We start from the raw sequence: 5,453 nt of genomic DNA on the forward strand, positions 1-5,453 counted from the left end.
CCATGACGGCGTCTAACGCCGTGAAGGCTCCCTTCACGGCACCCTGCTTCTCGCGCCCCGAAAACGGCAGCAAAGGTCCCTTGCTCCCGCGCCCGGACAAGCGCTCAGGCCCACCGCCTGCGAGGCGACGGGCCTGAGCGAACTGCGGCGCCGGGGTCAGCGGCGGCTGAGCACCCGGTTCCGCGCGGCCCAGCCGATCCCGCCGAGCGCGACCATCGCGCCCGCGAGCACCAGCAGCCAGCCACCACCGGTGGTGTCCGAGGCGGGAACCGGGGGACGCACGACGGTGCCCGCGGGCTGGTAGCCGCCGAACTTGCCCTGGTTCACATAGGCCGAACCGGGCAGTTTGTCGCCGTACTGCTCATGCACGAGTTTCTGGTAGCCCGCGAGCGGCACGCCCGCGCCGACCTGGGCCCGCGCGGGGTCGTTCAGCGGCAGCACCAAGCCGTCCCGGACCCGGTACCACGCGTTGATCTGCGGCTCGGTGAACACGAGGCCCCCGGCGGCCTGCGCCGGATAGGTGACCTCCTCGGTGCCGGTCGTCAGGTTCGTCGCCGACCAGCCCGCCTGCTCCCGGGTGAGCCACACCGTCGCCTGCTGCCCGGACGCGGAGCGCGTCAAGACGGCGAGATAGGCGAAGCTCGCCGGGGACGCCCCGGGGACGCCCGCCACGAACTTCGGATCCAGCGAGAACACCTGGAGCGGCTCGCCTGCCACCGTCGGCGCCTTCGCTGAAGCCGCCTGCGCGGACACCCCGGCACGCCGGTCCAGCTGGACGAAGAAGGTCGAGAGCTTGGCCGCGGTGTCCGGCCCGGCCGCCACCTGGCGGGCGGCGGCGAGATCGGCGCCGGAGACGCCGCCGGGCTGGGCCGCCGACGCCACAGCGCCGCCCCCGCCGAGCAGCAGCAGGGCGCCGGCGCCCAGGGTCACGAGTCCACGCAGGAAAGTCGTCTTCTTCATGTCACGCCCCGATCCGGTAAAGGGACTGGGCCCACTGGAACTGTCCATTGCGGACATAGCTGCTGTAGGACATCGCGCTGTAGCGCTGACTCGTCGGCCACGGGTCGCCGTAGTACATGAGCTGGCTCGCGCTGTCATAGCCGTAGATGACCTGGGCGTGACCGCCACCGGCCGTCCAGTAGATGCCGGTTTCGATCGGTCTGCGGGCGTTGATCTCGCTCTGCACGGAGGAGAAGCTCAGCGCGCTGGTCACCGAACCCGGGCTGAGCCCGAGCATCTGGTACGCGCGCTGCACGTAGGTCAGCTGACCCGCCTGGTTGGGACACTGGGAGCCTGCGGGGTAGCCACGGCCGTAGTCACAGAAGGTGTTCTGGCTGACGCTGGTGCCGTAGCCGAGCGTCCTGGCGATCGTCAGGCCGCTGGCGACCCAGCACCACTGGTTCTGTTCCTGCACCAGCTGACCGATCGGCACCGTGGTCGCAGCCAGGGGACCGGCGGGCGCGGCGGCGGTCACGGCCGGGGTGAGCAGGGTGGCGGCGATCAGCCCGGCGAACAACACGCCGGTCGCCCTCAAGCGTCTGAACTGCATGGTTGCTCCAAGTCGCAGGCGGTGGGGTCCCTACGAGGGTCACGCGCACAGGCCTGGAGCAGTAATCCCATCAGGTATAACACTCACCTTATGGGCTGATCACACTACTCACGGTCAGCAGCCGCTCGGTGCATTTCTCCTGCAGCTCCGGATGCAGACGCCACCACCGCGCGAAATGCGGATTGCGGTCGACCGAGGACCGGTACGCGAGCACCGCGCAGCGGAAGACCTCGTCGGTCATCGGCCCCGGATCGTGGTCCTCCCGCGTGACGAACAGCAACGTCGTCCACAGCGGATCGCCGGCCAGCGGCAGCGCGAGCAGTCCCGGCGGCGGCGCCGACGCCGCCTGGGCCAGGCACACCGCGCCCTGGGCGATCAGGGTGCCCGCGGTGCCGCCCTCGGAGGAGTAGTGCCGGATCCGCGGCGCGAACCCGGCCTCCTCGCACGCGGCCTGGAACCGCAGGCGGACGGCGTTCTCGTGCGGTGGCGGCAGGATCCAGTCGCTGCCTGCCAGATCGGCCAGCCGGACGACGCCGCCCATGATCGCCGGATGTCCCTCGGCGATGCCCACGAAGATCGGCTCGGTGGCCAGCGGGCGGACGCCGAGCCCCTCGAAATGGTGCGGCTCGGTGCCGTCGAACCGTTCCATCAGCGCGACGTCGACCCGGCCGGTGGACAGCAGTTTGAGCAGCGTCAGCGCCGCCGGCTCGGCCCAGGTCTGGACGTCGAGGCCGATGATCCGCTCATGGAGCTCCTCGATGAACCGGCCGATGATCAGCAGCGGCACGTAACCGACCCGCAGCGTCTCGACGAGATCGGTCTTGCTGTGCCGCTGGGCCGAAACCACCAGCGAGCGCATGTCGGCCAGTAGCGCGTCGGCGCGGCCGAGTACGAAGCCGCCGAGCGCGGTGGGCCGGGTGCCGTGCGAACTCCGCTCGAACAGCTCGCCACCGAGAATGCGTTCGATGCGCTTGAGCTGGGCGGTCAACGCCGGCTGGCTGATCCCGAGCAGGGTGGAGGCCTTGCTGACGCTCCCGCTGTCCGCCACGGCGCGGACAGCTCTGAGATGGCGTAGCTCGAGCTCTGCCATCGACCGAGATTACCGCCCGGAGCCGGACACAACGACCTGCGAAAGTCGGGCACCACTACATTCGGATCATGACGGAGTTGCAGCTTCCCCGCCCGATCGGCTTCGTGCTCGGCGGCGGGGGCAGCCTGGGCGCCATGCAGGTCGGGATGCTCCGCGCGCTCACCGAGGCCGGGGTGACCGCCGACCTGGCCGTCGGCACCTCGGTCGGCTCGCTCAACGCGGCGGTGCTCGCCCTGCCAGGGGACGACTCGGCGGACCGGCTGCGCCGGATCTGGTCACGGATGACGCGGCACGAAGCCTTCCCCGGCGGCGTGTTGAGTCAAGTGCGCACCCTGCGGCACAGCAAGACGAACCTGTTCCCCAACACGGGACTGGCCGCGATCGTGGACGAGCACATCGGCCACGACGCGCGCTTCGAGGACCTGGCCCTGCCACTCGGCGTAGTCACCACAGACGTCGAAACCGCGGAGCCACTGCTGATCCGCTCCGGCCCGCTGCTCGCGCCCCTGCTCGCCAGCTGCGCGATCCCCGGCATCTACCCGCCGGTGGAGCACGAGGGCAGGCTGCTCTACGACGGCGGCCTGGTGGCCAACGTGCCGATGCGCCAGGCGCTGGCCATGGGCGCCCGCTCGCTCGTGGTGCTGGACTGCGCGTTCCCCGGCAAGATACCGGGTTCGCCGCAGACCTTCGCCGAGGTGATGATGTTCACGGCGATGATCAGCATGCGGAACCAGGCGGTGCTGGAAGCGCCGCTCGCCGCCGCCGAGGTGCCGGTGGTGTACGTGCCGGGGCCGGCTCCGGTGCGGGTCAGCCCGCTCGACTTCAGCCGCACCGAGGCCTTGGCGGAGGAGGCCTACACCGCGGCCAGGCACTACCTCGCCGAGCTGACCGTGGACGGGCCCGGCCTGTACGGTGCTCCCGGGCTCGTCACCACGTGACGCGCATCACTTGACTGCACCTATTCACGCTGAGGACGTCTTCGATATCGCGTAGTTTTAAAACCAATGCCAGCTACTCCTCAATACCAAAAAAGAGACAATATGTTTCCCAAGAAGTCATTACTTTCGGTGTCCGGGATTCTCGCCGCGACGCTGATGCTGTCGGCTTGCTCCTCCGGGGACGGTGGCACCCCGTCGACCGGGGCCGCGCCGGCGCAGGATGGCAGCACACCGGCCGACACACCGGTGTCGGTGACCTTCGAGCCGAACGGCGGGACAGGGGTGAACCCTTCGACGCCGATCGTGGTGAAGGCCGCCAATGGCAAGCTGCTCGACGTCTCGGTGACGAACGCGGCGAAGGGGAAGCAAGTAGCGGGCAACCTGGCGACGGACAGCCTCAGCTGGACCTCGAGCGAGCCACTCGGCTACGGCGGCACTTACAAGATCGTCGCACATGCCCAGGGCGGCAACGGAAAGCCGATCGAGCAGCAGAGTCAGCTCAGCACGGTCTCGCCCAAGCAGCAGGCCAACGCGAACCTCATCCCGGCGCCGTCCGCGGTGGCGAGCACCGGCGTGGGCGTCGGCCAGCCGATCGTGTTCAGCTTCGGCCAGTCGGTCAAGAACAAGGCCGAGGTCGAGAAGATGCTGACGGTCGAGTCCACGCCCAAGCAGGCGGGCGGCTGGTACTGGATGGACGACAAGAACGTGCACTACCGGCCGAAGGAGTACTGGAAGGCCGGCACCACGCTGAAGGTCACGGCGAAGATCTACGGCCTCGATTTCGGCAACGGGGTTTTCGGGGCGGCTGACCGGACCGAGACCTACAAGGTGCACGATTCCTGGATCGCGAAAGCCGACGGGAACACCGAACAGATGCAAATCTTCCATAACGGGCAAAACGTGAAGTCGATGCCTATTTCGCTGGGCAAGGACGCCACCCCGACCCACCTCGGCGCGCACGTCATCTCCGACAAGCAGGCCAACTACGTGATGGACTCCTGCACCTACGGGGTCTGCCAGGGTCAGCCCGGCTACTACAAGTCGGCCGAGAAGTGGGCCGAGCGGATCTCCAACGACGGCGAGTTCGTCCACGAGAACCCGAACAGCGTCGGCGCGCAGGGCAGCAACAACGTCTCGCACGGCTGCATTAACCTCAACGCCGCGAACGCGCAGTGGTTCTTCCAGAACCTCGGCCTCGGCGACGTGGTCGAGGTGACCAACTCGGCCGGGCCCCAGCTCCCGGTCTACGACCTCTACGGCGACTGGTCGAAGTCCTGGACCGACTGGCAGGCCGGCAGCGCCATCAAATAACCCCCACCACGACGAAGGCCCCCCTCTGCCGCGGCAGAGGGGGGCCTTCGTCGTCCTAAATGAAGGTCAAGTTCGTGGCCAACCCCACCTTGGCCAGCCTAACGTGAGGGTTCGCAGTGAGCGCGAGAGTCAACCTCTCGCGCTCGCCGAGTCCGAAGGAGGGCTTCGCGATGGGATGGATACTGGCAGGCTCGATACTGGCCGCGTTGCTGGTTCTCGCACTGGTGGTGGATCTGAAGGACCGGAAGCGGGGTGGCAACAAGCTGGCTCGCGGAGCCGGTCTGGGAGAGGCCCGGCGTGACAACCTGAACCCCAACCCACAGGTCGGCGATCATGGCGGCTACCTCAATATGCCGTAGCACGAAAAATAGCCCGGCCTTCGGGAGTGCCCTGTGCAGGGTCTCGACCGAGGGCCGGGCTATTTCTCTTTCTATCTAGTTAGTGTTCGGCGGCGTCCTACTCTCCCACAATCCTTCGACTGCAGTACCATCGGCGCTACCAGGCTTAGCTTCCGGGTTCGGAATGGGACCGGGCGTTTCCCTGGCGCTATAACCACCGTAACTCT

General features: G+C 67.9%; 6 protein-coding genes and 1 rRNA gene. 3 read left to right on the forward strand and 4 right to left on the reverse strand.

What is annotated here, in order from left to right; genetic code table 11:
* Positions 1–156 precede the first annotated feature (156 nt).
* The 3 genes from QMK34_RS46800 to QMK34_RS46810 form a co-directional block, all read right to left on the reverse strand.
* On the reverse strand, positions 157–960 hold the full coding sequence (locus tag QMK34_RS46800; protein ID WP_326421478.1) for a hypothetical protein: 804 nt from the start codon (positions 958–960) through the stop codon (positions 157–159).
* A 1-nt stretch (position 961) separates the two neighbouring features.
* Positions 962–1,549 carry a papain-like cysteine protease family protein gene (locus QMK34_RS46805; RefSeq protein ID WP_326421479.1) on the reverse strand — a complete coding sequence of 196 codons (588 nt, stop codon included), beginning with the start codon at positions 1,547–1,549 and terminating at the stop codon, positions 962–964.
* Positions 1,550–1,637: 88 nt separating this feature from the next.
* On the reverse strand, positions 1,638–2,639 hold the full coding sequence (locus QMK34_RS46810) for a LysR family transcriptional regulator (protein WP_326421481.1): 1,002 nt from the start codon (positions 2,637–2,639) through the stop codon (positions 1,638–1,640).
* A 68-nt stretch (positions 2,640–2,707) separates the two neighbouring features.
* Between QMK34_RS46810 and QMK34_RS46815 the strand changes: the two genes are divergently transcribed.
* From QMK34_RS46815 to QMK34_RS46825, 3 genes are all read left to right on the forward strand, one after another.
* Positions 2,708–3,577, forward strand: coding sequence for a patatin-like phospholipase family protein (locus QMK34_RS46815; protein WP_326421483.1), 870 nt, complete (start codon positions 2,708–2,710; stop codon positions 3,575–3,577).
* 102 nt (positions 3,578–3,679) lie between these two features.
* Positions 3,680–4,888, forward strand: a complete 1,209-nt coding sequence (locus tag QMK34_RS46820; RefSeq protein WP_326421485.1) for a L,D-transpeptidase — start codon at positions 3,680–3,682, stop codon at positions 4,886–4,888.
* Between the two features lie 170 nt (positions 4,889–5,058).
* Positions 5,059–5,247, forward strand: coding sequence for a hypothetical protein (locus tag QMK34_RS46825; RefSeq protein WP_326421487.1), 189 nt, complete (start codon positions 5,059–5,061; stop codon positions 5,245–5,247).
* Positions 5,248–5,331: 84 nt separating this feature from the next.
* On the opposite strand, the gene rrf is transcribed toward QMK34_RS46825, so the two are convergent.
* A 5S ribosomal RNA gene (rrf, locus tag QMK34_RS46830) occupies positions 5,332–5,448 on the reverse strand.
* Positions 5,449–5,453: the final 5 nt, after the last annotated feature.

The sequence above is a fragment of the Amycolatopsis sp. H20-H5 genome (genome assembly GCF_035828755.1).
Lineage (GTDB): Bacteria > Actinomycetota > Actinomycetes > Mycobacteriales > Pseudonocardiaceae > Amycolatopsis.

What these genes read in the sequence shown, in the direction of transcription:
- QMK34_RS46800 (WP_326421478.1), bottom strand. Translation starts at nt 960, where the DNA reads ATGAAGAAGACGACTTTCCTGCGTGGACTCGTGACCCTGGGCGCCGGC.
- QMK34_RS46805 (WP_326421479.1), bottom strand. Translation starts at nt 1,549, where the DNA reads ATGCAGTTCAGACGCTTGAGGGCGACCGGCGTGTTGTTCGCCGGGCTG.
- QMK34_RS46810 (WP_326421481.1), bottom strand. Translation starts at nt 2,639, where the DNA reads ATGGCAGAGCTCGAGCTACGCCATCTCAGAGCTGTCCGCGCCGTGGCG.
- QMK34_RS46815 (WP_326421483.1), top strand. Translation starts at nt 2,708, where the DNA reads ATGACGGAGTTGCAGCTTCCCCGCCCGATCGGCTTCGTGCTCGGCGGC.
- QMK34_RS46820 (WP_326421485.1), top strand. Translation starts at nt 3,680, where the DNA reads ATGTTTCCCAAGAAGTCATTACTTTCGGTGTCCGGGATTCTCGCCGCG.
- QMK34_RS46825 (WP_326421487.1), top strand. Translation starts at nt 5,059, where the DNA reads ATGGGATGGATACTGGCAGGCTCGATACTGGCCGCGTTGCTGGTTCTC.